We start from the raw sequence: 25,569 nt of genomic DNA, 5'->3' as shown, positions 1-25,569 counted from the left end.
CAAACGCACAATATTGATATAGGAACAAAAATGAGAATATTGTTATTGTGCGCCTTAGTTTTATCCATGTCTGGATGCGTTTTTTATCCCAAAGAAGCGAATAAACAAGACTTAGCTGCCAAATGCCACAAAAGTATGAAAACCAAAAAGCTAGTATTAGAGCTTTCTGAAAACCAAATGGCCTTAACTTGTGGACACTCACATAATGCGCAAGGTAATGCGGGCTGTGTTGCTTTGTTTGCTGCACTTATACCAGCTACTTCTTTGGTAGTTTCGGGCTCTATTGTATTAGTTGGTAATGCATTACATTGGTTGGAATATGAATCTCAATGCAGGACGTAATTGATTTTATTCATTAAATATATGAGTAACGATGTTAAATAGCGGTCACCACTAATATCTCTCAGTTATTTAATTATCGGTTCCCCCCATTATTGGTAGATTTGGCTGGTAAAATCGTACTTTTTCTGGTTAAATGCCGACCAATTTTTTGACATAAATACTGTCGATATTTGATTAATAAATGGGATACTAACTTTCGTGATCACAACTGCTAATATCACAATGCAATTTGGCGCTAAGCCATTATTTGAAAACATTTCTGTAAAATTTGGTAACGGTAATCGTTATGGACTTATCGGTGCCAATGGTTGCGGTAAGTCAACGTTCATGAAAATTTTAACCGGTGAATTAACGCCTTCCTCAGGTAATGTTAGTTATGGACCAGGTGAGCGTTTAGGTATCCTGAAGCAGGACCAGTTTGCGTTTGAAGAATTTTCGGTTATCGATACAGTGATCATGGGGCATGCTGAACTATGGGCCGTGAAAGAAGAACGTGACCGTATTTACTCTTTAGCTGAAATGTCTGAAGAAGACGGCATGAAAGTAGCGGACTTAGAAACTGAGTTTGCTGAAATGGGCGGTTATGAAGCAGACTCTAGCGCTGGTGAATTATTACTAGGCCTTGGCATCCCAAGTGATCAACATTATGGCTTGATGAGTGAAGTTGCTCCAGGTTGGAAATTACGTGTGTTATTAGCACAAGCTTTGTTCTCTGACCCTGATTATTTATTACTAGACGAACCTACCAATAACTTGGACATAGACACGATTCGTTGGTTAGAAGAAGTATTAAATCAACGTAATTCAACCATGATCATTATTTCCCATGACCGTCATTTCTTAAACAGTGTTTGTACACATATGGCTGACGTTGATTATGGTGAACTTCGTGTTTATCCAGGCAATTACGACGAATACATGCTAGCGTCAACACAAGCTCGTTCTCGTATGTTAGCGGATAATGCCAAAAAACAAGGTCAAATTGACGAGTTAAAACAATTTGTTGCTCGCTTCTCTGCCAATGCTTCTAAAGCACGCCAAGCAACATCTCGTCAAAAACAAATGGAAAAAATTAAACTTGATGATGTAAAAGCATCAAGCCGTGTAAATCCATTTATTCGTTTTGAGCAAGAGAAAAAGCTTTATCGTCAGTCGTTAATTGTTGAAGGTTTATCTAAAGGCTTTGATGAAGGTCCATTGTTTAAGGACTTCGATTTCATGGTGGAAGTCGGTGAACGTGTTGCCATAATTGGTGAGAATGGTGCGGGTAAAACCACCATGATGCGTTGTTTACAAGGTGACTTAGCCGCAGATGCTGGCACCATTCAATGGTCTGAAGGCGCTAAGATAGCGTATTACGCTCAGGATCATGCCGCTGATTTCGAAACCGACATGAACTTATTTGATTGGATGAGTCAATGGCGACGTGAAGGCGACGACGAACAATCCATTCGTGGTTTCTTAGGCCGTATGTTGTTCTCTTCTGACGATATTAAAAAGTCGGTTAAAGTATTATCTGGTGGTGAGCAAGGTCGCATGTTGTTCGGTAAAATGATGATGGCATTGCCAAACATTTTATTGATGGATGAACCTACAAACCACATGGATATGGAATCGATTGAGTCGTTAAACATGGCGTTGGAACAATATGAAGGTACCTTGATGTTTATCAGTCACGACCGTCAATTTGTATCTTCTTTGGCTACTCGTATTATTGAGATCAAGAAAGATAAAGTCATTGATTTCAAAGGTACTTACGAAGAGTATTTAGCAAGCCAAGGTGTTGAAGCTTAATCTTTAGTTAAGTTCATGGCTGGGGTAAAAAATCTCGTTGTTGTTAATAACGAGATTTTTTTGTTGTTAAATAGGGCGAATACATCAAATAACTTAGGGGAATTGTTTCAATAACCAATTTTCAGCATCGGTTTGATTGGTGAAGTTCTTAATATTTACGTTTGAGCTTAAACAGACATTTTGTATTAGGTCTTGTTTGTAATCGTCGAGACTACATAAACGGGCAATATTAAACCTAACTAATTGGGGTAACAAACGATTCATTAAAGGAAGAAATCGTTCCATCGGGAAGTCTAAAGTAACGTTATTCGCGTTGACGAGAATGTTTTTATACTGGCTCAGCAATGCTATATTTTTAATATCGGCATACATATTTTCAATATGTATATCGTCTGCAATACCTTCAACTGTGATAGATAAATAATGTTGCTCATTAGTATGAGTAGAATAACGAAATGGAATGCTCATAAACTCTTTGGTATTTGTTAAGACCAAACGACAGTAACAACTTAGTGGTTCGACCACTATAGGAGATATCCCTATATCTCGGTCATTTATATTTATCGTCAAATCGAGCTGTGGTTAACGATTAATTGAGCTCGTTTGCTTTGCGGAACTTTCCTTGGTAATCAAATATCTTTTCTTGAATCTTCCAAAAGTGTTTTTGTTTTCTGGCAACGATAAAGTCAGGTGGTATTAATGCTTGTTGCTTATCTATTACCTGTTTGGCATTAATAAACTTAGTTGGCTCTGCTCCATTTGCAACTCGTTGACCAAATTGTTTATTAAAATGATAAAGGGCTTTTGTATTATCTAAATCAAACGACTCTTTTAATTCGGTTGCATCTTCATCGTAATAGGTAATGGATAGGATATTATTAGACTCAAACATGGTCATGCCCGCACAACGAATAACCATGGCATTTTTAAGTTTTAACGCCTCTTTGAGCTTATCGTCTGGGTCGATGATGTCTTCATTGCATGAATGGCAAACCCGAGCGGCTATGTCGTTTTGTGCATTACAATGTTCACATTCTTTAAACCTAAAGCGATAATCACAGTCTTCTTGTACTGATTCTGGGTCATCTTCAACAGCTTCAAAGAAACCCTGGCATTTACGACCATAATGTTCGATGACTTTGCCTTCTTGATCTTTAATGCCCCAGAATGAATTAGCAAAACCACAACTTGGGCAAAATACCTGAACAAGCTCACTTTTACTGTTTGGTTTTTTCTCTCCGACTTCTGGATAAAAAATATTAATGCCATTACCGGCATAATCGACGACCAAACAATCGGTTTTATTTTCATTCAGTCTTAACCCTCGTCCAACAATCTGCTGAAACAGACTAACGGATTCAGTTGGCCGTAAGATAGCGATAAAGTCCACGTGTGGTGCATCAAAACCAGTGGTTAACACGGAAACATTGACCAAAAACTTCAGCTCTTTGTTTTTAAAAGAATTAATTAATCGCTCACGATCAAGAGATTTAGTTTTGCCTGTGATGAGGGCGGTTTGCTCTTGTGGTAGGTATTGTTGGATCTCTTTTGCATGTTTAATGGTTGCGGCAAAGATCATCACACCTTGACGTGTCTTGGCTAACTCTTCAATTTGTTCGGTAATCGCCTGCGTAACTCTTGGGTATTTAACTAATAATGCATTAACTTCCGACTCGGAATAATCACCATTTTTATTCGAATTTAAAGATGAAAAGTCGTATTGAGCAATTGGAGCGTCGACCATTTTAGGGGGCGTTAAATAACCATGTTTGATCATATAAGCTAATGGTAATTCGTAAATGCACTTTTTAAATGGTTTCGGTGTATCGCTGCGTTTAATACCATGATGGTGGTATTGATATATCCAGCCCATACCCATTCGATAGGGCGTGGCAGTTAACCCTAAGACCTTTAATTTTGGATTTATTTTAGTCAGTTGTTGCACTATTTGACCGTATTGACTGGTGTTATCTTGCCCTTCGTCGGTATTCGACTGCTGTAATTGGCTTACTCTGTGGCATTCATCAATAATAACCAAAGAATACTCTGCAGCGAAAGCATCTAGATTACGCACAACGGATTGTATGCTGGCAAAGGTAACTTGGAATTGGGTTTGTTTAAGTTTTAAACCAGCAGAGTACACCCCAGATTTCACTTTTGAGTAGTCACTGTATTGCACAAATTTTTTATGATTTTGCTCTACCAATTCCTTAACGTGCGTTAAGACCAAAATTTTTCGTTTTGCCAACTTTGCGAGTTCTGCAATTACTAAGCTTTTTCCGGCTCCAGTAGGCAAAACAATAACGGCAGGATCATTGGTTTTTCTAAAGTGTTGCAAGGTTGATGTGACAGCATCGGATTGATACGGGCGAAGTGTAAACATAACTACCAATAAAAGTGCTGTGTAGGAAATTGGCTGTTAGTTTAACAGACTCAATTGTCATTATCATTTACTTGAAATAATGAAAACATCATTAAATAAGTCTTAAATGGCGCTTAATTCGTATAAATCGGATTAATATGTTGCTATATATTACCTTATGAACATTAAGTTACATTTCTTTAGCTAAATAAAACAATTATTTACAATTAGATAGGCAAACATTTATCAAAAATTACGTTATTATGATGGTAATTAAATCAAGGTGTTAATGTTATGAATAAAAAATGGATAAAAGCAGGTGCTGCAATATTTACTTTGGTATTGGGCATTGTAGGTATGAATGTCATTGGATCATCAGGTCCAGAAGAAGAAGAAAAAGAAGTAGTCGAAACACGTCCTACCGTTAAAGTGGAATCAATTCATTCACTTAACCACCAAGTTAAAATTAAAGGTCATGGCGAAGTCATTCCGGTCGAGTCTACTATTTTATCGGCTCAAGTATCCGGTGAAGTCATCAGCTGGCATCCAAATTTTGTATCTGGTGGACTGGTAAAACGTGGTGATGTTTTATTCAAGGTTGACCCTGCTAATTATGAAGCCGCTGTATTACAAGCTGAAGCCGCGTTATCTAGTGCTCAGGCCACATTAATAGAAGAACGCGGACGAGCTGATGTAGCTAAACGTGAAGCCAAAACCCTACCAAATGCTAAAGTCACTGATTTATATTTAAGAAAACCTCAATTATTAAGCGCAGAAGCTGCAATGAAATCTGCTCAAGCTAGATTAAAGTTAGCGCAAAGAGATTTATCATACTGTGAAGTGAAAGCCCCATACGATGCACTAGTTGTCGCTAGAGAAATCGGTAAAGGCCAAAACGTAAATCAAGGTGCACGTGTTGGTGAGATTTATAATATTGAAGTTGCCGAAATCATCTTTCCAATCGCTGGTTTTGATAGTGCATTTTTACCAAATCAGTTATTAGGTTTGGCTGCGGATGTCTCAACTGATGGACGTTATTCATTTAACCGTCCAGGCAAAATTGTTCGTGATTTAGGTGTGGTAGACAGCAGCACTCGTATGACTAACATTGTTGTGCAAGTTGAAGACCCATACAGCATTAATTCAAACTTACCTAAAATGCAATTTGGTAACTATGTAACCGTTAGCTTTGACGGACAACGTTTAAATAATGTCTTTAAATTGTCGCAAGATTTAGTCACCAATAATTCAGTATGGATAGTGACAGACGAAAATAAACTAGATATGAGAAACATCGAAGTGATCCGTGAAGAAGCGGATTATTTTATTGTTGGCAACGGTTTAGAAAACGGTAACAACTTAGTATTAACCTTACCTGAATATCCTCAAAAGAATCTTGAAGTGTTAATCGCTGGACAAAAAGATATTAAAACAAAAGATGACTCTGACGCGGTCTCTGTTGAGCCAACTAACGCTGAAAAAGAGTAGGGGCTAACATGTCATCAAATGAACCAAAACAAACCGGGTTAATCGCCTTTTTCGCTAATAATAGCGTCGCGGCTAACTTAATGATGGTATTCATCATTCTAATGGGGTTAGCGAGCTATTTTACAATTCAGCGTCAAATGTTTCCGAATATTGAAATTAACTATATTCAGATAACAGCAAGTTACCCAGGTGCATCGCCACAAGAAATTGAAGAAAGTATATTAATCAAAATTGAAGAATCACTGAAAGGTGTCACTGAAATTGAGAAACAAACGGGGCGAGCTTTTAGAAACTTTGGTCAAATAACACTTGAAATTGACCCAGATAAAAACCTGTCGGAAGTCTTAGATAAAGTGAAATCCAAAACCGACAGTATCGCTACATTCCCTGGTGCGATGGAACCAATAACGGTTTCGCAGATAGAGTTTAATCAAGATGTTGTGGAATTATCTTTAATTGGTGACTTTCCTGTACCTGAGCTTAAACGTGTAGCTAAACAAGTTGAGCAAGAGTTATTAGAGTTAAACAATATTTCCCTCGTTGATGTTTATGCCCCTAGCGAAGAGATAGCAATAGAAATTAAGCCTGAAGCATTACGTAAGTACGACTTAACATTAAGTGATATTTCTCAAGCGATAAGACGTTATTCAGCCAATTATTCAGCCGGCCAGTTAAGAACAAGTTCGGGTGTAATTTCTGTACGTATTGAAAATCAATATTACAGCGGTGAAGAGTTCAGAGATATACCCGTTAAAGTTGGTAAAAATGGCTCTCGAGTATTACTCGAAGACATCGCAATTATTAAAGACGGCTTTGTTGAAGGTGAAAACTACGCCAAGATGTCTGGCGTAAATGTTGTGAATATGTCGGTTAAAGCAACCAAAGATCAGAATACGATTCCGGTTGCTAAATCGGTCAAAGATTTTGTTGAATTAAGAAATAAAACATTACCGATAGGCATGAACCTAGAAGTTATTGTGGACATGACGTATTACTTAAATGCACGTCTGGATATGATGCTTAAAAACTTAGTCCAAGGTTCGTTACTCGTAGCCTTGATGTTAACCATATTTTTACGCTTTAGATTAGCATTCTGGGTAATGTTAGGTTTACCGGTTTGTTTCTTAGGTGCGGTAATGATGATGCCGGTTTTGGGCATTAGTATTAATATTCTTTCACTTTTTGCATTCATTATGGTGCTAGGGATTGTGGTGGATGACGCCATTGTCATCGGTGAAAGTGCCTATAGTGAAGTGGAGAAACACGGTGGCGGTGTTGAAAATGTGGTAAGAGGCGCTAAAAAAGTTGCCACACCTGCGACCTTTGGTGTGTTAACAACTATCGCAGTATTTGCTCCATCGTTATTTACGAGTGGCCCACAAGGTGATTTCTTCTTTAACATCGCTGGGGTTGCTATTTTATGTTTGGTATTTAGTTTAATTGAATCAAAACTAATATTGCCTGCCCATTTATCACACATGAAAGTAACACCAATAAAACCGGGGAGTTGGCGTGAAAAGTTTAATGCTAAATTCTTTGGCTTTGTAAACGGTACTTATAAAAACTTTTTGAATAAGTGTGTGGAATGGCGTTGGTTAGTACTTATGGTATTCATTGGTTTGTTACTGTTAAGCATAGGTCTTCTTCAAGGTAACTATGTACGTATGGTTGCCACACCTAAAGTACCACATGACTTCCCAAGCATTTCGATAGAGATGAATGAAACGGTATCAGATGAAATGACTATCAATGCGATCAAAACCATTGAAGAAGTTATGATCAAAGTTGAAAAAGAAACAGTATCTGAATATGGCACTGGCATGGTTAAAGACATTCTTGCCTACAACCAAGGTCGTACAGAAGGCCGTATTATGGCTCCTTTAGTGGATGAAGAGTTGCGTCCATTTGACACATTTGAATTAGCCCGTCGCTGGCGTGAAAATATGCCAATTATACCAGGTATGAAGTCATTTACTGTGCAAGATGATGTGAATGGCGGTGGTAATCAAGGCGAGTTTGGTTATTTACTGTTTGGTCCAGATATACCAACACTTAATGCCGCTGGCCGACAATTAATTTCTATGTTGCAGCAAGAAAAAGGTCTGTATGACGTTAGTTCAACCATTGATCCTGCAAGTAAAGAAATTCAATTAGACTTAAAACCCGTTGCTTATGATCTTGGTTTAAATTTACAAACCATAGCCAGTCAAATAGGTGCGAGTTTTTACGGTGGTGAAGCACAACGTGTATTACGTGGTGGGGAAGAGATTAGAGTCATGGTGCGTTACCCGCAGCTTACTCGTGAACGTTTCTCAGAGCTGAAATACGCCATTGTAACAACCCCTTCTGGTCAAGAAGTGATGTTAGGTGATGTTGTTACTTTGACTGAAAAACCAGGTATTAGCTATATCCGCCGCGAAGGTGGGTATCGTAGTGTTTATATCTACGGCTCAATTGATGAAGACGTAATTGAACCAAACGAAGTGGTTAAATCAATACAAGAGAACCTACTGCCAAAACTTAAAGAATTATACCCAAGTGTTAAGTCTGAGTTAGGTGGTCAGATAGAAGAAGATCAGTCGCAACAAAGTGAACAGATCATGTTCTTCATTGCGGGTATGTTGATGATTTACATCTTATTAGCTGTGCCACTTAAGAGTTATTCTCAACCTCTAATTATTATGTCTGTTATTCCGTTTAGTTTAACAGGTGCAATAGCCGGGCATTGGTTCTTAGGCTTAGACATGAGCACCATGTCTATGTTTGGGTTGATTGCGGCTGCCGGGGTTGTAATAAATGACAGTTTGGTCATGACCGATTACGTAAATCAAAAACGTTCAGCCGGTTTCAGCATTAAAGATTCGGTAGTCGAAGCAGGAACCGAACGTTTTAGAGCGATAACGCTTACGTCAATCACAACATTTGTTGGTGTACTACCAATTATGTTTGAAACTAGTTTACAGGCTCGTTTTGTCGTACCAATGGCGGCAGGGCTTGGATTTGCGGTGTTGTATGCCACTGTTATTACTTTAATATTGGTGCCTTGTTTATACTTAATTTTAGAAGACTTCCGCAGACCAAAAGCGTGGTTTAAATCTAAATTTAGAAAAAATAAACCGGCTGCGCCACTAACTGCAAACAGTTAATCCGATAGATTAATAAATAAAATATAAAATCCGATAGTTAATAACTATCGGATTTTTTTATGCGTATCAAAAATATTACAACAGGTTTAGTAACGTGAAAATGAATAAACTCTGTGTATGTATCCGCATATTTAATGTCTGAATGTAATAATTCGTTATTCTTTTTTTGTATGATTATTGAACAAACCTATGAGTTCTAAAGCTTAACAACACTTATTAATTATCATTGATGAAATAACTGGTAACACCTGCAGTTTAAATGGTTACAACCTTTTTATTTCTATCCGCCACTATGTATATGCGACCTGTGATGTACAGGCAATATTAATAGTTAGGAGATTAACATGGGTATTTTAAAAACAAGTTTAACCATTGCTGTTTTAAGTTTAGGTGTTGTTACAAGTGCAAGTGCTGCCACATACGTTTCAGCGGATGATACTAAGGAAAGCCAGTTATGTGTCGCTGCCGCTACAGAGAGTAAAATTGGAATGTATATAGAAGCTCGAGATTACAAACCATCTAACGCAGGAATTAAGAACCTTCGTTTTTTAGCTAATAACTTATATTGTAATGGGGTCAATGTTGCTGACTTTGCCAAAAGCGCAGGAAATGACACAGTATCCGTTCAATTAAATCGATTTAGAAACACCAACGTGCAAATTAGGGATTTAGCAAAAATGAGCCATGGGACGGTTTATCTAGGCAGTAAATAAAATGCAATTATTTGATGCCTTTAAGCATAGGTTTAACGGCACCCTCACTGCTTAATATATTTATCTATCATAGAAAATCAGCAAAAAAAAACCGCAACACATGTTACGGTTTTAATCATTAAAATTTGGTTTTATTTAGCGGTTTGGCCAAATGTTTTACCAAAGAAACTATCTTCTAACCAATATGGACGTTCGTCCTGATTAGCAACAGTTAAACCAATACGGATATTAACATCAGCAAACACTTTAGCTGCGTCATAGTTAATTGGTAAATCTAATGAGTCAGATGGCTTATGATAATGTTTAGCAAAAAACTCACCCCAAACTTTACCGCCGTCTTCGCCTTCCGTTTTAGAAGTGAAACCAGTCATTAAGAATACAGATGGGATCCCTTTCTTAACAAAGTTGTAATGATCTGAACGAGTGAAGATCGCTTGCTCAGGCATAGGGTCAGGACTTAAACCAATACCTAATTGACCAGCTGCTTTTTCAACTACTGCACCCATAGAGCTGTGGTTTGCACCAAATGCAATAACGTCAGCAAAATCATACAATAACACAGGCATATCTAAGTTTACGTTAGCAACCATTGACGTTAAAGGAACCGTTGGGTTGTTAGCAAAATAACTTGCACCTAATAAACCTTTTTCTTCACCAGTTACAACTGTGAATAAGATTGAACGACGAGGACGTTCTGAATTAGCTAATACGCGAGCAGTTTCTAATAACACAGAAACACCAGACGCGTTATCCATAGCACCGTTGTTAATTCGATCTTTTGTTGTAACGTCTTTAGCTAGACCAATGTGATCAAGGTGAGCGGTGAATACAACATACTCATCTTTTAACACAGGATCTGAACCAGGTAAAACAGCAACAATATTTGGCGATGTAATTTTTTCATGACGTGATTTAGAAGCAAGTTCAATACTTGTATTTAAATCAAAACCTTTGATTTCTTTATCTTCAGTATCTAGAGCAAAAATATCTTCAAGGCTAGTTGGTGCATTAGCAAATAACTTTTTGCCCGCTTCCATGTTTAAGTAAGCGCCGCCTTTAAACTGTTTCTGTACACCGTATGGTGCATCATCTTTATCTAACCAACGAAGAGAAGGAGAACCTAAGTAGTTCAAAGATGTAGTATACGAACGTACTTTTTCTCTTTTTGGAGTGTGTAAAGTAACAAAGCCTATTGCGCCATGCTCAGCAGCATGTGCTGACTTAAGTTTACCCGAACCTAAATGTGCACCCTCTTCAGAAGGCCATGCTTTAGGGCGACCTGTTAATGCAACAACGATCTTACCTTTAACATCTAAACCTTCATAGTCGTTATAATCGTAATCTTCAGCGATTAAACCATAACCAACAAAAACAACGTCAGCTTTTACACTGGATTCCGTTGTCGCAGTGCTCGCACCCATCATGTAGTCTTGTGGGTATTTAAGTTCAACAGTATCTGAACCAGAACCAATTTTTACAACCGTACTGTTTTGATCTAAATAGGCACGTCTAAATGGAACACGTTGCATATAACCGTCTTCACCAGCAGGCACTAAACCCATTTTTTTAAATTCTGCAGCAACGTAGTTAGCGGCGATTTCATAACCTTGGCTACCAGTATCACGACCCTCTAATTGGTCATCAGCTAAAAACTCTAAGTGAGCTTTAATGCGAGCTTTTTCAACACTAACAGTCGCTACTTCTGAGCTATTCTGTTGTGAACACGCAGCCAGTAAAGCAACAAGTGCTGTCAGGCTAAATTGTTTAATTAGTTTCATATTATTGTTTTAGTAACCTTTTCTATTTGGACGTGCTCTGATTCTACATGAATTGGTTATATAGGTGATAAAAAATTTATATAGAAATTCAAATAACAATTTACGTTAATATTAGTTACAGTTGTTGCTCTTAATTTAGAAGGGAAATTTATGAAATCACTTGTCCGTTTCGCTAATATATGTGTATTAAGTTTGTTGGCAATTACTAACACCACGATAGCATCAGAATCAAACGAAAAAGCCAGCGCGTTTGAGTTACCCCATTTAACAAGTGGCATAATGACAAGCCTGAGTGATTATAAAGGCAAAGTCGTTTATGTGGATTTTTGGGCAAGCTGGTGTAAGCCATGCAAAAAGTCATTCCCTGTACTCAATGAATTCCACAATAAATATAAACAGCAAGGTTTTGAAGTCATCGCCATTAACTTAGATGAAGATAAGTTAAATGCTTTAGCGTTTTTACAACAGCATAAAGTGGATTATTCAGTGTTATATGATGAAGATGCCAAAGTTGCACAACAATACAAAGTACAAGCAATGCCGTCTGCGTATTTTATAGATAAAAAAGGCATCATTCGTTTGGTTCACAAAGGGTATATGGATTCAGACAAAACAAAGATAAAACAAGTCATTGAGTTATTAATTAACGAATAAGTACTCTGATTTAGCCATCGTTATCCAGATAATAAAAAGGCAACCGAGTGGGTTGCCTTGTTTTTTGTATTAAAATGAATCATCAAATTAATTAATAGAATCGTTCTGCTCAGTTGCATCTTTAAATAAAGCTTCAACATCAATGGCATCAAAATGGTAATCGGTTAAACAAAACTGACAGGTTATTTCAATGTCACCACGTTCTTCTATCAATGCCATCGCATCATCCATGCTTAATTTCAAAATAGCATTTGCTGTCTTCTCACGCGAACACCCACATTGATATGTGATTTCTTGAGGTTCAAATAACATAGGGTTATCTTCGTGATAAAGGCGGGTAAGAACTTCTTTTGCTGGCAGGTTCAGTAACTCTTCATCTGAAATAGTGTTGGTTAGGGCCTCTAAGTGAGTAAAGTCATCATCGGCTTTTGCTTCAACAGGCATAACCTGTAATAACATACCGGCTGATTTACCGTTGTGCTCTGAGGTATCTGTTGCCAGCCAAACTCGGGTACGTAATTGTTCCGAGTTTTTGAAATAATCTTCAATACATAAACTTAACGAGTCTTTATCTAATGCTGCCACACCTTGATAACGTTCACCCTTATCCGGTGCAATCGTAATAACCATATAACCTGAGCCAATCAATTCAGGAATAGTGCCTGGTTTGATGTCGTCTTTATATTTTGCAGTGGCTCGCATTTGTTGATGGTTGTTGCCATTTACAACAGCGTAACTCAATGGGCCATCACCTTGCAGTTGAACGCTAATATCGCCTTCAAATTTAATCGTTGCAGTTAACAAGCTAGTGATCGCTAACAATTCACCTAATATTTGTTTAACAATATCAGGGTATTGATGATTCTCTAACATAGCGTTGTAGCTGCTGCTCATTTGAACAATTTCACCGCGAACGTGGTGCTGCTCAAAGATATATCGGTGTAATAAATCGGGTGTGTTTAGATCAGTCATAAAATGTTGTTACTCAAAGTTATCGGTATTCTTAAAATTAATAAGGGTTCTACGTTGTTTCTTATCTGGTTTTGTTACAGGTCTAGGGGAGAAAGCAATACTCTGTTCACGGGCGAGTTGATCACTTTGTCTTTGTTCCAAGCTGGACTCTGTTTCTTGGTAAAGTGTTTGAGCTATTTCGAACTTTTGTCTTTTACTTGAAATTGCTTTAATGATCACGATTTTTTCATCATAACCTTGGCGTATTTTTACCGTTGCACCAACATCTACGGCTTTAGATGCTTTGCATCTTTGTCCATTATAATGAACTTTACCACCGTTGATCATGTCAGTAGCAGTGGAACGAGTTTTATAAAATCGTGCGGCCCATAGCCATTTGTCTAAGCGTACTTTGGTTTCTGACATTGTAATTGTAATGTGCCTAAAAAATAAGTCATAAAAAAACGTTGATAATTTAGCATAAGTAGTGATTTTTAGCCACTTGTAGGGTTATACTCAGCAACCATATTTTTTATTCAAATGAATTTAAAATAGTTACCGTCAATACCGAAATAAAACAATAATAATAAACGGATATATTGGAGTACAAAAATTAATGGAGTCGTCTCGCTTGTTTGAGCAACTCAATACCTTCACAGGCAAATTACCGCATCAAAAGTTAAGTAAAATAGTGACCATCACTTTGTTGGTTTATTGTGCTTATTTATTGGCTGACCTTACGTGGAAGTTAGTACCTACATCATCCGACAAGGGTAAAATCACCGTACAATCCTCTCCAAAGACGGGCAATAACTCTGTTTCTGCTAACAATGTAGATTTAAGTGAATTATTAAGCATTAATTTATTTGGTGACTTAAAGAAAACCGCGGTTAATAAACCTAAACCAAAAACCGACCAACCTGCGCCTAAAACCCGTTTAAATGTAACGTTAACAGGCTTAGTGGCAGACAGTGAAAATGCAACGTCTCCAACCAGTGTGGCCATTATTGAAAGTGCCGGTGGACAAAATACTTACGGTATTGATGAAAAAATAGATGGTACATCCGCATCGGTGTATGAAATATTAATCGATCGTGTCATCTTGTTAGTATCAGGTCGATATGAAACGTTAATGTTAGATGGCATTGAATATTCAACCACTATCCCAGGCTCAAATAATAAAGTTAGTCATCAAGAGCCAGAAGAGGATGATATGGAAGCTGTGGATGATGTGGGCCCAACAATTAATAACAAGCCAATCAAAAAAGAACGTGTGGATAAACGAGAAAATGTAGAATTGTCTCAGTCCTTACGTGAGCAAAGAGAAACATTGTTTGACGATCCTAAAAAATTAATGGATGTGATAAGAATTAAACCATTTAGACAAAGTGGTGAATTAAAAGGTTACCGTCTTGCGCCTGGAAAAGATGGAAAATTATTTACCGAAGTTGGCTTAAAACGTAATGATCTAGCCACTAATATAAACGGATATGATTTAACCGATATGCAACAAGCGTTGACTGTAATGAAAGAGTTAAGGTCAATGACAGAAGCAACTATAACGGTCGTTAGAGACGATACCGCAATCGATATTATTTTAGCACTTTAGTCCCTGGAGTTTGTTTTAATGGGTTTGTTTACAACATCAATCAATAACTTAACTACGAAAGTTATTAAATGCATTCGTGTCACCGCACTGTCATCGTCTTTAACGGTTTTGGCGTTATCAACGTTATGGGTTTCTCAACCTGTTTACGCAACGCAATATTCTCCAAACTTTAAAGGCACCGATATTAATGAGTTTATTAATATTGTTGGCAAGATATTAAAGAAAACCATCATTATAGACCCAACGGTTAGAGGCAAAGTGAATGTACGTTCATACGATTTATTAACCGAAAAGCAATACTACCAATTCTTTTTAAATGTATTGGAAGTTTATGGCTATGCCGTGGTCGATATGGGCGACAGCATTCTTAAAGTGGTAAAGGCTAAAGATGCCAAAAATTCTGCTATTCCGGTTGTTGGCAGTGATGCACCAGGCGTGGGTGATGAAATGGTTACCCGTGTTGTTGAAGTAAAAAATGTATCCGTACGAGAATTATCTCCTTTGTTACGTCAATTTAGTAATCAGTCGGGTTCTGGTCATGTTGTACATTACGACCCATCAAATGTGATCATGATGACAGGGTCTGCAGCTACCGTGAATCGTCTTGTAGATATAATTAATCGAGTAGACCGTGCCGGTGATTTAAAAGTTGAAATTATCAAACTAGAGTTTGCCTCGGCCAGTGAAATTGTTCGTATCTTAGAAAGCATTTATAACGCCAAAGGCAACAAAGACCAGCCAGAATTTTTAATCCCTAAAATCGTATCTGATGACAGAACCAACAGCGTTATCGTCAGTGGTGAACCACAAGCTAGAAGCCGAGTGATTAAATTAATCGAACGTTTAGATGCCGAATTAGAAACAACCGGTAATACCCGAGTTCATTATTTGAAATACGCTAAAGCGGAGGAAGTCGTTAAAGTATTAACGGGTGTATCAGATTCATTAGCTGCCGACTCAAAAGGTGGAACCTCCAGCAAAACGTCATCTCGTAGCCAAAAACGTGATTATTCAATTCAGGCTCATGCCGATTCAAATTCATTAGTGATCAACGCTGAACCAGACATGATGCGTTCGTTAGAACAGATCATTCGACAGCTAGATATCCGCCGCCAACAAGTATTGGTTGAAGCCATTATAGTGGAAGTATTTGAAAGTAACGGCATCAACTTAGGCATTCAATGGGGCAGCGACAAACTTGGTTTTACTCAGTTTACTAACGGTGCAGTAACACCTATGTCTCAAATTGCCGGCGCTGCCTACAGTGCAAGGGATACAACCACTGAAAGCATAGTGAATGGTTATGATGATAACGGTAATACAACACAAAACGTCGTTGCTACGACTCAAGAAGGTGATTACACCGCGTTAGCTACCGTTTTAAGTGGTATGTCTGGTTTTGCCACTGGCATAGTACAAGATGGTTGGGGAGCTGTATTACAAGCGGTTCGTAGTGATACCAATACCAACATATTAGCGACACCTTCAATCACCACATTAGATAACGAAGAAGCCTCCATATTGGTCGGTTCCGAAGTACCAATTATTACAGGTTCGTCAGTGGGGAGCGGTAATGCAAATCCTTTCCAAACGGTTGACCGTAAAGAAGTCGGTATTAAATTAAGTGTAACTCCACAAATCAATGAAGGCACCGCTGTTCAATTATTGATTGACCAAGAAGTTTCAAGTGTTAGTGGTGCAACTGGCGTTGACTTAGGCATTAACAAACGCTCAATTAAAACAACCGTACTAGCTGAAGATGGTGCGACGATTGTTATTGGTGGTTTGATTGATGAAGACGTGCAAGAAAGTGTGTCTAAAGTTCCATTGTTAGGTGACATCCCGTATTTAGGTCATTTGTTTAGATCAACGGGTACCACTAAACGTAAACGTAATTTAATGGTATTTATCCGCGCCGTGATCATCCGTGAGGGCGATACGTTAGTTGGTGAAAGCCGTCGCAAGTATAATCATATACGTGCTGAACAACTAAAAAGTGAAGATGAAGGTATATCGTTAATGCCATTCACTAGCCACCCTGTGTTAAAAGAGTGGGATGATTCCATTACGTTACCGCCGTCGTTTGAAAATTATTTAAATGAAAAACAGCCAGATACGTTAAAACATTTAAATAAAACGACACCAGAGCAAGAGGTGAAAGCACAGCAGGATAATGAGAGCAAGGGCGATAACTAATGTCAGAATTAGAAGCGCAAGAGCCATTGTCTGCAGCGTCATTATCTGAAGACTCTGAGGTATTATTGAATGATCAAGATGAATCAATGGATACGTCGATAAAACGTTTACCCTTTGGTTTTGCACAACGTTTTGGTATTTTAATATCGTATCAGCAAGATACACCTAGACTATTAACGAAAGCATCAACACCCATGCATGCATTGGTTGAAGTTCGTCGTTTTCTCGGTTTTATTTTGCCAACGTCAACGATTGCGGATGATGAATTTGACACCGAACTAGAACAAAGTTACCAACGTAATGCTTCTGAAACACAACAGTTGATGGAAGACATAGGTAACGAAGTTGATTTGTTTTCAATTGCAGAAGAAATGCCTGGTACGGAAGACCTTTTAGAAGGTGAAGATGATGCGCCAATCATTAAACTGATCAATGCGACGTTGTCAGAAGCCATCAAAGAAGGGGCTTCAGATATTCATATTGAGACCTTTGAAAAACAGTTGGTGATTCGTTTCCGAGTGGATGGGGTATTACGAGAAGTGTTATCACCTAATCGTAAACTGTCGTCGTTATTAGTCTCACGTATCAAGGTCATGGCTCAATTAGATATTGCGGAAAAACGTGTGCCTCAAGACGGGCGTATTTCGTTGCGTATTGCAGGACGTGCAATTGATGTGCGTGTTTCCACTATGCCATCGTCATACGGCGAACGTGTGGTTATGCGTTTGTTGGATAAAAACAACGCAAGATTAGACTTAGTTGATTTAGGCATGACCCCTACCAATCAACAAACCTTTGCCCAATTATTACGAAAACCTCACGGTATTATATTGGTTACAGGACCAACAGGGTCAGGTAAAAGTACCACCTTGTACGCAGGTTTAACCAATATCAACAGTAAAGATAGAAACATATTAACGGTAGAAGATCCGGTTGAATATGAATTAGCAGGTATTGGTCAAACTCAAGTTAATACCAAAGTGGATATGACTTTTGCTCGCGGTTTACGTGCCATTTTACGTCAAGATCCAGATGTGGTGATGATAGGTGAAATTCGTGATTTAGAAACTGCAGAAATTGCGGTTCAAGCCAGTTTAACTGGTCACTTAGTTATTTCCACATTACATACAAATACCGCATCCGGTGCCATTACTCGTATGGAAGACATGGGTATTGAGCCTTTTTTATTATCCTCTAGCTTGTTAGCCGTTATCTCACAGCGATTAGTAAGAACCTTGTGCGGAACATGTAAAATAGACTACACGCCGGACGATACCGAAAAAGAAATGCTTGGTTTATCCAAAGACGATACTCGTACTATTTATCATCCTAAAGGCTGCGATAAGTGTAACTTCACCGGCTACCGTGGTCGAATTGGTATTCATGAGTTATTAGTTGTGGACGAAGCTGTACGTGAACATATTCACAATGGTCAAGGCGAACAAGCAATCGAAAAATACGTACGTCAGCATGCACCAGGTATTAGAGATGATGGAATTGGTAAAGTGTTAGCCGGGATCACTACATTAGAAGAAGTGTTGCGTGTCACCCGCGAGGATAACTAATGGCTGCTTACGAATACAAAGCATTAGATGGTAAAGGCAAAACCAAAAAAGGCATGTTAGAGGCCGATACGGCCAAACAAGTAAGGCAGCAATTAAGAGAAAAAGGCTTAATTCCTATTGATGTGAGCCAAGCCAGCCAAAATGAAAAACAAACTGAAGCTGGCATTTCGCTTTTTAGAGCTAAAATATCTGCATCAGATTTAGCGCTTATTACCCGTCAATTAGCCACATTAGTTGGTGCATCTTTAACAATTGAATCGGCTTTATTAGCAGTGGCGGAACAATGTGATAAACCAAGATTAAAACGAACGGTCATGGCAATACGTTCTAAGGTTGTTGAAGGTTACAGCCTGGCAGAAGGAATGCAGGAATTTCCATATATCTTTGATCACTTATTCCGTTCTATGGTCGCTGCTGGTGAAAAGTCAGGACATTTAGACGAAGTACTTAATAGATTGGCGGATTACACTGAAAAACGTCAAGAAACCAAATCTCAGCTTACTCAAGCCATGGTTTACCCTATTATGTTAACGGTGTTTGCTCTTGGTATTGTTACCTTTTTATTGGCCTCTGTGGTACCAAAAATAGTGGGGCAAGTGACCAAATCGGGTCAGGAACTCCCCGGCTCTACCCAGTTATTGTTAACGTTAAGTGACTTTATTCTTAATTATGGCATGTATTTGGCCATCTTTATTGTCGCCAGCATTGTCGTATTTCAAAGGTTATTAAAACGACCAAACATTCGATTAAAGTTTGATAAGTCGCTGCTGAATCTCCCTTTAGTTGGCAAAGTCATCGTGGGAGTAAATACCGCCCGTTTTGCTCGTACCTTAAGTATATTAACCTCAAGTGCGGTACCAATATTAGAAGGAATGAGAATTTCTGGACAAGTGCTATCCAATGCACATATTAAAAAGGCCGTTTTAGAAGCATCTGATAATGTCAGAGAAGGGGCATCATTAAAGAGTTCGTTGGATCATTCAAAAACCTTTCCACCTATGATGTTACATATGATAGGTAGTGGTGAGAAATCGGGGGAGTTAGAACAAATGTTAAAACGTTCCGCCGACAATCAAGATACGGAATTAGATGCCATTGTTAAAATAAGTTTAAGTTTATTAACACCGTTAATCGTGGCGGTGATGGCGGGAATGGTCATGTTTATTGTTATGGCCATTATGCAACCGATTATGCAAATGAACAGTTTGGCAGGCATTTAAAATCAATTTAGAATTTAGTAAAAATTACGAAGATAAACGGAGTGGAAAAGTGAAAAACAATAAGAAATTCAATACAACTCAAAAAGGTTTCACCATATTAGAGGTGATGATCGTTATTGCTATTTTAGGCATGATGGCGACATTAGTTGTTGGCAATTTAATGGATAGTGCCGATGATGCAAAAGTACAAAGCACTGCGATTGAAATTAAAAATTTAGAATCAATTTTAGATTTGTATAAATTAAAAGCAGGCCAATATCCAACTACGGAACAAGGTTTAGAAGCATTAGTCACTATGCCAGAAATTGAGCCAATCCCACGTAATTATCCACAAAATGGTTTTTTAAGTGAACTGCCTCAAGATAAATGGGGTAACGACTATCAATTAGTTAACCCAGGTGAGATGGGAGTATACGATCTGTTTTCAGTTGGCCCTGATGGCGAAGCAGGAACAGAAGATGATATTGGTAACTGGAACGTTAAAGATTTCTTATAACCAATATTGGTGAATGTAAAAGTATATAAATTACGTTTTCTCTCGTGAATACAGTGTCATCGGGCAAGGAATAACAAGTGAACAAACATAAAGGTTTTACTCTTTTTGAGTTGATGCTTGTGATCATGCTGATGGCACTCGTTGTGAGTACGGTTAAATTTCCTAACTTAACTCAAGACCCATTTGATCAAGTTGATCAGCAAAGTAAAAAAATAGCGGCGTTAATCAATTTAGCCAGTGAATATGCAGTCCTTAATAACGCCTTATTAGGGTTTTCCGTGACTGAAACCAGTTATGCGTTTTTGCAGTTTGATGGCACAAAATGGCAACAGATCAATGAAACGCCATTTGCACTTACTGAGTTAGAGCCCACTATCAAAATGGATTTAATGTTAGATGGTTTGGAGTGGCAAGAGCAAAATTTGTTAAGTGCCGTTAAATGGATTGATGAAGAAGAATTAGAACAGGCAAGTGAACAAACCGAAGAAGAAAAGAAACTGGCATTTCCACAAATATTCATTTTATCTTCCGGTGAAATATCCCCTTTCGACCTTGATATTAGTTATGACAATGGCTTTGATGACCCGATTACATTTAAAGTAAGGGGTGAGTTTATTGCACCTGTGTCTGTGTATGATCCGCAACAAATAGAAGAGTTATAACGTGACTATTGTGCGCTCTACTTACCCAGTTAAAGGTTTTACTCTAATAGAGCTGTTATTGGCATTAGCCATATTTGCTTATTCGGCCAGCGCTATTTTAGGTGTGGTCGGCACGGCATCTAACAACTTAGGTCAAATTGAAGAAATGACTTTTGCTTCTTGGGTTGCCAATAATCGACTAGTTGAACTGCAAGTCAGTAAACAATGGCCGCCAAAAGATAAAGAAAAAGGTGAGCAGGAGCTTGCTGGCAGAACCTGGTATTGGCAGCAAAAAGTGGTAAAAACCGAAGATGAAGACTTACGAGCAGTTACCGTGACTGTCTCAAGCGATGAAAAAGCCACGTCCTCAATATATTCCTTAACCACCTATGTCAGTGTGAATGCTGATAGCAGTAAGGACTTATAACTATGATGTTTATCAAAAAAACTTCAGCGGTTAATGGGTTTACCTTATTAGAGATGTTGGTGTCGTTAGCCATTTTTGCCATGTTGGGTTTAGCAACTTACACCGTAGTGAATACAACCGTGAATGGTCACGAGGCGGTATTAAATCAGAATACACAGTTAACCAATTTACAGCGTGCTTTTGTCATTATGGAGAATGACTTAACACAATTAACGCAACGTAAAGTGAGGATCAATGGTGAAGAAGCCAATGATTCATTCTTTCATGTAAGCGATTACTTATTTGAATCAGAAAGTATTGGTTTTGCCTTTGTTAGAGACGGTTGGACCAATCCTGCTATGGTGTTGCCAAGAAGTGAACTACAACTGGTTGCGTATCGCTTAGTCGAAAGACGTTTGGAACGCCTGTATTTTAACTTTGTCGATAATGAAATGGGCACTGAGCCTAAAGTACAAGTATTGATCAACGATATTGAATCAATGACTTTATCTTATTTTATAGATCAAGCTTGGACAGAAGAGCTAGCGCAAGGTGAATTACCCTTAGCGATTAAACTGTCATTAGAGACCGATACTTTTGGATTAATCGAACGTAATTTTCTCATCATAAAAAAAACTGAAGTGGTGAAAGCCACATGATGAAATTCACATCTCGTTATCAAAATAGCCAGCACAAACAAAAAGGTGTGGCATTGGTGTCGGTATTATTGGCAATAGCCTTGTGCGTGATTTTAGCGACAGAAATTTTAACTGAGCAAAAATTTCAAGTACAACGTGTGCAAAATATATTAGAGCGACAACAAGCGTATTGGTATGCCATTAGTTCGGAAAATTTTGTAAAAGCCTTATTAAAACGTACAGCAGAAAAAGACAAAGGGGTATTCAATCTCGATCAGCCTTGGGCTATCAGTGGTATGAGTTTTCCTGTTGATGATGGTTTAATAGAGGGTGAAATTAAAGACTTATCGTCTTGTTTTAATCTAAACAGTTTATATTACCCAGATATTGCAGATGACGAAAAAAAAGCACGGTTAGAATTATTTGTCCGATTGCTGTCGAACTTAGATATCACGGCAGAAGTTAGTCATGAAGATTTAGCGGTTAATTTATTTGATTGGTTAGATAAAGATGATTACCCCTCCGGTGCGGTAGGTTATGACGGTGATATGTATACTGGGCTGGCTTTTCCGTATTTGAGTGCGAATTCAAATTTAGCCCATGAAAATGAGTTACGTGTTATTTATGGTTTTGATGTCATGGTGATGACGCAACTAAAAGATAAAGTATGTGTGATCCCGAATAACAATCAATTGCAGATTAACGTCAATACCATAGACGCCGAAAACCCTGAATATTTGATGGCAATGTTAGATATTGACCGTGCTAAGGTAGATGATATTTTGTCAAATAGACCGGATGACGGGTTTAACGACATCGCTGAATTTTTTGCACTAAAAGAAGTCAGCTCATTAGCAAATATTGCACAACTGGATAAAAGTCAATTTACGGTGAACAGTAACTTCTTTAAACTGATTACCAATGCTTATTTTAATGATATTAAATTCGATTTAACGAGTGTGTTTCAATTAGATAATAACTATAACGTAAACGTCATAACACGCCGTTTTGGAGGAAGAATTGAGCGAAAAGCTAATCCTGAGACTGAGTAGTCAGAGCTCAAGTTGCATCCCTTGGTTGGTTTGGTCACAAACCACAAAAGAAGTCATAGTGTCTGGGCAATTAGACCATCAGGACAATATATCTGTATTGACTGAATATGCAAAAGGGCGTCATGTTACTGTACTCGTGGATAGTGCCGACGTACGATTGCACCGTCATTTCATGCCACGTAAACCAACTCGACAACTGCTTAAAGCATTACCCTTCATGTTAGAAGATGAATTAGCTGAAGACATAGAACATTTACATTTTGCGATAGAAGAAACCGGTTACGATAAAAAATTAGAACAATATTGGGTTAACATCGCCATCGTTAAACGCAGTTTGTTGCAACGTTGGTTAACCTTGTTAGCGGAAGCAAACATCCAAGTAAAAAGCATGTTGCCGGACGTGTTATGTTTGCCCGATTTATCTCATCAGTTTGGTGAAGAAAGTAAAAGCATTTCTATTTTAGAGTATGCCAATGGTTGGTTGATCAGAGAAAGCAATTGGGGTGGATTGTTTTTAACTGACCCATGGTTACCAATGTATTTTGAAAAGTTAATACCCGCTCTTAAACAAGATGGAGCAGATAGTCAAAATACTTTGTCGGCCATTGAAGTAAACTACTTTTCTCCTTTACCTGCAGATTTAACCGCAAGCTTAATTGAGTCTGAACAAGTGAACTTATCAGCGGCAGATCAAGAATTACCTATGTTGTTATTGGCACAACAAGCTGAATCGCTGAAGTGGAATCTATTACAAGGTGATTTTGCTCAGAAAAAAGCGGTGAGTAAAAATTGGTCTTTATGGCGTCCCGCTGCAATTCTATTATGTATTACCTTAAGCATTCAATTTGTGATGACAATTACCAAGTGGCAATCGGCTGCACACGGCCTTGATTTTGCTAAACAAGAGTTAACACAAATGTATCAAAGTGCCTTTCCAAAAGAAAAACTGAGAATAAATATTTTACGTACACAATTAAAACGTAAGGTGGCTGCGGTTGGTGGCGACACTAATTTGGATTCAAGCGGTTTTATTGAGTTAATGACTAAGTTAACGGTTATCTTCAAAAAAAGCCCTAATATCAATCTTGATTCAATACGTTACGACGATAAACGTGGCGAACTTAGATTAAACGCCTCTGCGCCTTCTTTTCAACAATTTGAACAATTTAAAACCGACATTGAAAAGTTAGGATTAACAGTGAAACAAGGTGCCGTGAATAATGAAGGCAATACCGTTTCAGGTTCATTAAGTATTGAGGAGGCCAAGTAATGGATAAGTTAAAACAAATTATAAACACTTGGCTTAACAGTAAAACAGAAAACGAACAGCGCTTAGTTAAAATCGCTGGGATATTTTTTGTGGTGTTTATTGTGATCAGTGTGGTGTCCAGCATTAATAAAAATGTGACAGAGTCAGAAAAGAAACTAACTCAACAATTAGAGCTTAATCGTTGGGCAAAACAACAAATCGATATCATCAAAGCCGCTAATAAAACCTCAGCTACTGGCGTTTCAGGCCAAAGTTCTATCACACAAGTGATCAATGCTACCGCGAAAAAATACGGTGTTGTAATTGAACGAATTCAACCGCAAAAAACGGATTTAGTGAAAGTGGGGATTAATGAAATTGGTTTCAATAATTTAATGAGTTGGTTATCGGAGTTGCAAACCAAACATAATATTAACGCTCAAAATATTGATTTTTCAAAAGCCGATACCTTAGGTATGGTTAAAATCAGAAGACTAGATCTAGGGCGAGAATAATGAGTAAAGTAAAAATAGTCGTACTATTTATAGTGAGTTTTGTTTTATTTACGCTGACATTAGTACCTATCAGTCTTGTGGCTAGTAAACTGTCGCTACCAAAAAACATCGCTTATCAAGGTTTAGATGGCACACTTTGGCAAGGTGAAATTGATGCCGTTCAAGTCAACAATATGTTGTTTGAAAATGTGCGTTGGCAATTTGAATTTAGTAGTTTATTACATGGTAACTTAGGGTTTGATATTAAGTTTGGTAATGCACGTAACAGCCAACAACTTAGCGGAAGAGGCACAGTGTCCTCAGGACTAACCGGTCATCAATTACGTGATTTTGTCTTTAGAATGCCGGCGCATGGTGTAAAACCATTTTTACCTTTACCTGTGGGTGTGATAGCAGGAAGATTGATAACAACGATTGAGGTATTTCAAATAGGCGAGCCGGTTTGTGAACAATTGAATGGTGAGTTTGTTTGGGTCAAAGCAGGCACCGATATCAATGGTCCAATTTCATTTGGCACAATAACATCGACCTTGTTATGTGAAGAAAATAAGTTAGTTGCTAAATTTGATGGTAATAACTTATTAGGCATTGAAGGCAGTGCTGTAATTGAATCGGCAAAAAAGTATGGATTTGATGGTTTTGTTAAACCTGACGTGAGTTTACCTGCGGTTGTGCATCAAGGTGTTGGCATGCTGGGTAAAATGGATAACAAAGGTAAGTATAAAATTAAGTTGTAGTGTTACTATCTATAAAT

General features: G+C 38.0%; 23 protein-coding genes. 18 read left to right on the top strand and 5 right to left on the bottom strand.

Annotation, left to right across the window (positions count from 1 at the left end; all coding sequences use genetic code 11):
- Positions 1-30 precede the first annotated feature (30 nt).
- Together KO505_RS09460 and KO505_RS09455 are read left to right on the top strand one after the other, a co-directional pair.
- Complete coding sequence (locus KO505_RS09460; RefSeq protein ID WP_216055206.1) at positions 31-342, top strand: hypothetical protein; 312 nt, start codon at positions 31-33, stop codon at positions 340-342.
- A 198-nt stretch (positions 343-540) separates the two neighbouring features.
- Positions 541-2,136: an ABC-F family ATPase gene (locus KO505_RS09455; protein ID WP_216055205.1), complete on the top strand. Its 1,596-nt coding sequence runs from the start codon at positions 541-543 to the stop codon at positions 2,134-2,136.
- A gap of 93 nt (positions 2,137-2,229) precedes the next feature.
- Here KO505_RS09455 and KO505_RS09450 read toward each other — a convergent pair whose 3' ends face one another.
- Both KO505_RS09450 and KO505_RS09445 read right to left on the bottom strand, forming a co-directional pair.
- Entirely contained in the window at positions 2,230-2,604 is a 375-nt protein-coding gene (locus KO505_RS09450; protein ID WP_216055204.1) for a hypothetical protein, read from the bottom strand.
- A 121-nt stretch (positions 2,605-2,725) separates the two neighbouring features.
- Positions 2,726-4,519 carry a DEAD/DEAH box helicase gene (locus tag KO505_RS09445; protein ID WP_216055203.1) on the bottom strand — a complete coding sequence of 598 codons (1,794 nt, stop codon included), beginning with the start codon at positions 4,517-4,519 and terminating at the stop codon, positions 2,726-2,728.
- A 273-nt stretch (positions 4,520-4,792) separates the two neighbouring features.
- Between KO505_RS09445 and KO505_RS09440 the strand changes: the two genes are divergently transcribed.
- From KO505_RS09440 to KO505_RS09430, 3 genes are all read left to right on the top strand, one after another.
- The gene (locus KO505_RS09440) at positions 4,793-5,986 is read left to right on the top strand and encodes an efflux RND transporter periplasmic adaptor subunit (protein ID WP_216055202.1); all 1,194 of its coding nucleotides are present in this window, start codon (positions 4,793-4,795) and stop codon (positions 5,984-5,986) included.
- Between the two features lie 8 nt (positions 5,987-5,994).
- Complete coding sequence (locus KO505_RS09435) at positions 5,995-9,132, top strand: efflux RND transporter permease subunit (RefSeq protein ID WP_216055201.1); 3,138 nt, start codon at positions 5,995-5,997, stop codon at positions 9,130-9,132.
- A gap of 344 nt (positions 9,133-9,476) precedes the next feature.
- Positions 9,477-9,845: a DUF3718 domain-containing protein gene (locus KO505_RS09430; protein ID WP_216055200.1), complete on the top strand. Its 369-nt coding sequence runs from the start codon at positions 9,477-9,479 to the stop codon at positions 9,843-9,845.
- 131 nt (positions 9,846-9,976) lie between these two features.
- Here KO505_RS09430 and KO505_RS09425 read toward each other — a convergent pair whose 3' ends face one another.
- Positions 9,977-11,623: a M28 family metallopeptidase gene (locus tag KO505_RS09425; RefSeq protein ID WP_216055199.1), complete on the bottom strand. Its 1,647-nt coding sequence runs from the start codon at positions 11,621-11,623 to the stop codon at positions 9,977-9,979.
- Positions 11,624-11,773: 150 nt separating this feature from the next.
- On the opposite strand from KO505_RS09425, the gene KO505_RS09420 reads away from it, so the two are divergent.
- A complete protein-coding gene (locus KO505_RS09420; RefSeq protein ID WP_216055198.1) occupies positions 11,774-12,277 on the top strand; it encodes a TlpA disulfide reductase family protein in 504 nt (167 codons plus the stop codon).
- A gap of 87 nt (positions 12,278-12,364) precedes the next feature.
- On the opposite strand, the gene hslO is transcribed toward KO505_RS09420, so the two are convergent.
- Positions 12,365-13,249: an Hsp33 family molecular chaperone HslO gene (gene hslO / locus KO505_RS09415; RefSeq protein WP_216055197.1), complete on the bottom strand. Its 885-nt coding sequence runs from the start codon at positions 13,247-13,249 to the stop codon at positions 12,365-12,367.
- Between the two features lie 9 nt (positions 13,250-13,258).
- Positions 13,259-13,654: a ribosome-associated heat shock protein Hsp15 gene (hslR, locus tag KO505_RS09410; RefSeq protein WP_216055196.1), complete on the bottom strand. Its 396-nt coding sequence runs from the start codon at positions 13,652-13,654 to the stop codon at positions 13,259-13,261.
- 190 nt (positions 13,655-13,844) lie between these two features.
- On the opposite strand from hslR, the gene gspC reads away from it, so the two are divergent.
- From gspC to KO505_RS09350, 12 genes are all read left to right on the top strand, one after another.
- Positions 13,845-14,837, top strand: coding sequence for a type II secretion system protein GspC (gspC, locus tag KO505_RS09405; RefSeq protein WP_216055195.1), 993 nt, complete (start codon positions 13,845-13,847; stop codon positions 14,835-14,837).
- A gap of 18 nt (positions 14,838-14,855) precedes the next feature.
- Positions 14,856-17,033, top strand: a complete 2,178-nt coding sequence (gene gspD, locus KO505_RS09400) for a type II secretion system secretin GspD (RefSeq protein ID WP_216055194.1) — start codon at positions 14,856-14,858, stop codon at positions 17,031-17,033.
- Complete coding sequence (gspE, locus tag KO505_RS09395; RefSeq protein WP_305849774.1) at positions 17,033-18,598, top strand: type II secretion system ATPase GspE; 1,566 nt, start codon at positions 17,033-17,035, stop codon at positions 18,596-18,598. The genes gspD and gspE overlap by 1 nt, the downstream gene beginning before the upstream one ends.
- The gene (gene gspF / locus KO505_RS09390) at positions 18,598-19,818 is read left to right on the top strand and encodes a type II secretion system inner membrane protein GspF (protein ID WP_216055193.1); all 1,221 of its coding nucleotides are present in this window, start codon (positions 18,598-18,600) and stop codon (positions 19,816-19,818) included. The genes gspE and gspF overlap by 1 nt, the downstream gene beginning before the upstream one ends.
- A gap of 49 nt (positions 19,819-19,867) precedes the next feature.
- Complete coding sequence (gene gspG / locus KO505_RS09385; protein ID WP_315946181.1) at positions 19,868-20,314, top strand: type II secretion system major pseudopilin GspG; 447 nt, start codon at positions 19,868-19,870, stop codon at positions 20,312-20,314.
- Positions 20,315-20,391: 77 nt separating this feature from the next.
- Positions 20,392-20,976, top strand: a complete 585-nt coding sequence (gene gspH / locus KO505_RS09380) for a type II secretion system minor pseudopilin GspH (RefSeq protein ID WP_216055192.1) — start codon at positions 20,392-20,394, stop codon at positions 20,974-20,976.
- Between the two features lies 1 nt (position 20,977).
- Positions 20,978-21,382: a type II secretion system minor pseudopilin GspI gene (gene gspI, locus KO505_RS09375; RefSeq protein ID WP_341205790.1), complete on the top strand. Its 405-nt coding sequence runs from the start codon at positions 20,978-20,980 to the stop codon at positions 21,380-21,382.
- A 2-nt stretch (positions 21,383-21,384) separates the two neighbouring features.
- Positions 21,385-22,020 carry a type II secretion system minor pseudopilin GspJ gene (gene gspJ / locus KO505_RS09370; RefSeq protein ID WP_216055191.1) on the top strand — a complete coding sequence of 212 codons (636 nt, stop codon included), beginning with the start codon at positions 21,385-21,387 and terminating at the stop codon, positions 22,018-22,020.
- Positions 22,017-23,051 (top strand): type II secretion system minor pseudopilin GspK, encoded by a 1,035-nt coding sequence (gene gspK / locus KO505_RS09365; RefSeq protein WP_216055190.1) that lies wholly within the window; start codon positions 22,017-22,019, stop codon positions 23,049-23,051. Before gspJ ends, gspK begins: the two co-directional genes overlap by 4 nt.
- Positions 23,020-24,321: a type II secretion system protein GspL gene (gene gspL / locus KO505_RS09360; protein WP_216055189.1), complete on the top strand. Its 1,302-nt coding sequence runs from the start codon at positions 23,020-23,022 to the stop codon at positions 24,319-24,321. The genes gspK and gspL overlap by 32 nt, the downstream gene beginning before the upstream one ends.
- On the top strand, positions 24,321-24,815 hold the full coding sequence (gene gspM / locus KO505_RS09355; protein WP_216055188.1) for a type II secretion system protein GspM: 495 nt from the start codon (positions 24,321-24,323) through the stop codon (positions 24,813-24,815). Before gspL ends, gspM begins: the two co-directional genes overlap by 1 nt.
- Positions 24,815-25,552: a type II secretion system protein N gene (locus KO505_RS09350; protein WP_216055187.1), complete on the top strand. Its 738-nt coding sequence runs from the start codon at positions 24,815-24,817 to the stop codon at positions 25,550-25,552. The genes gspM and KO505_RS09350 overlap by 1 nt, the downstream gene beginning before the upstream one ends.
- The last annotated feature ends 17 nt before the right edge of the window (positions 25,553-25,569 follow it).

The sequence above is a fragment of the Psychrosphaera sp. F3M07 genome (assembly GCF_018860345.1).
GTDB classification, from domain to species: domain Bacteria; phylum Pseudomonadota; class Gammaproteobacteria; order Enterobacterales; family Alteromonadaceae; genus Psychrosphaera; species Psychrosphaera aquimarina.
This window is presented reverse-complemented; position numbering and strand designations above follow the sequence as displayed.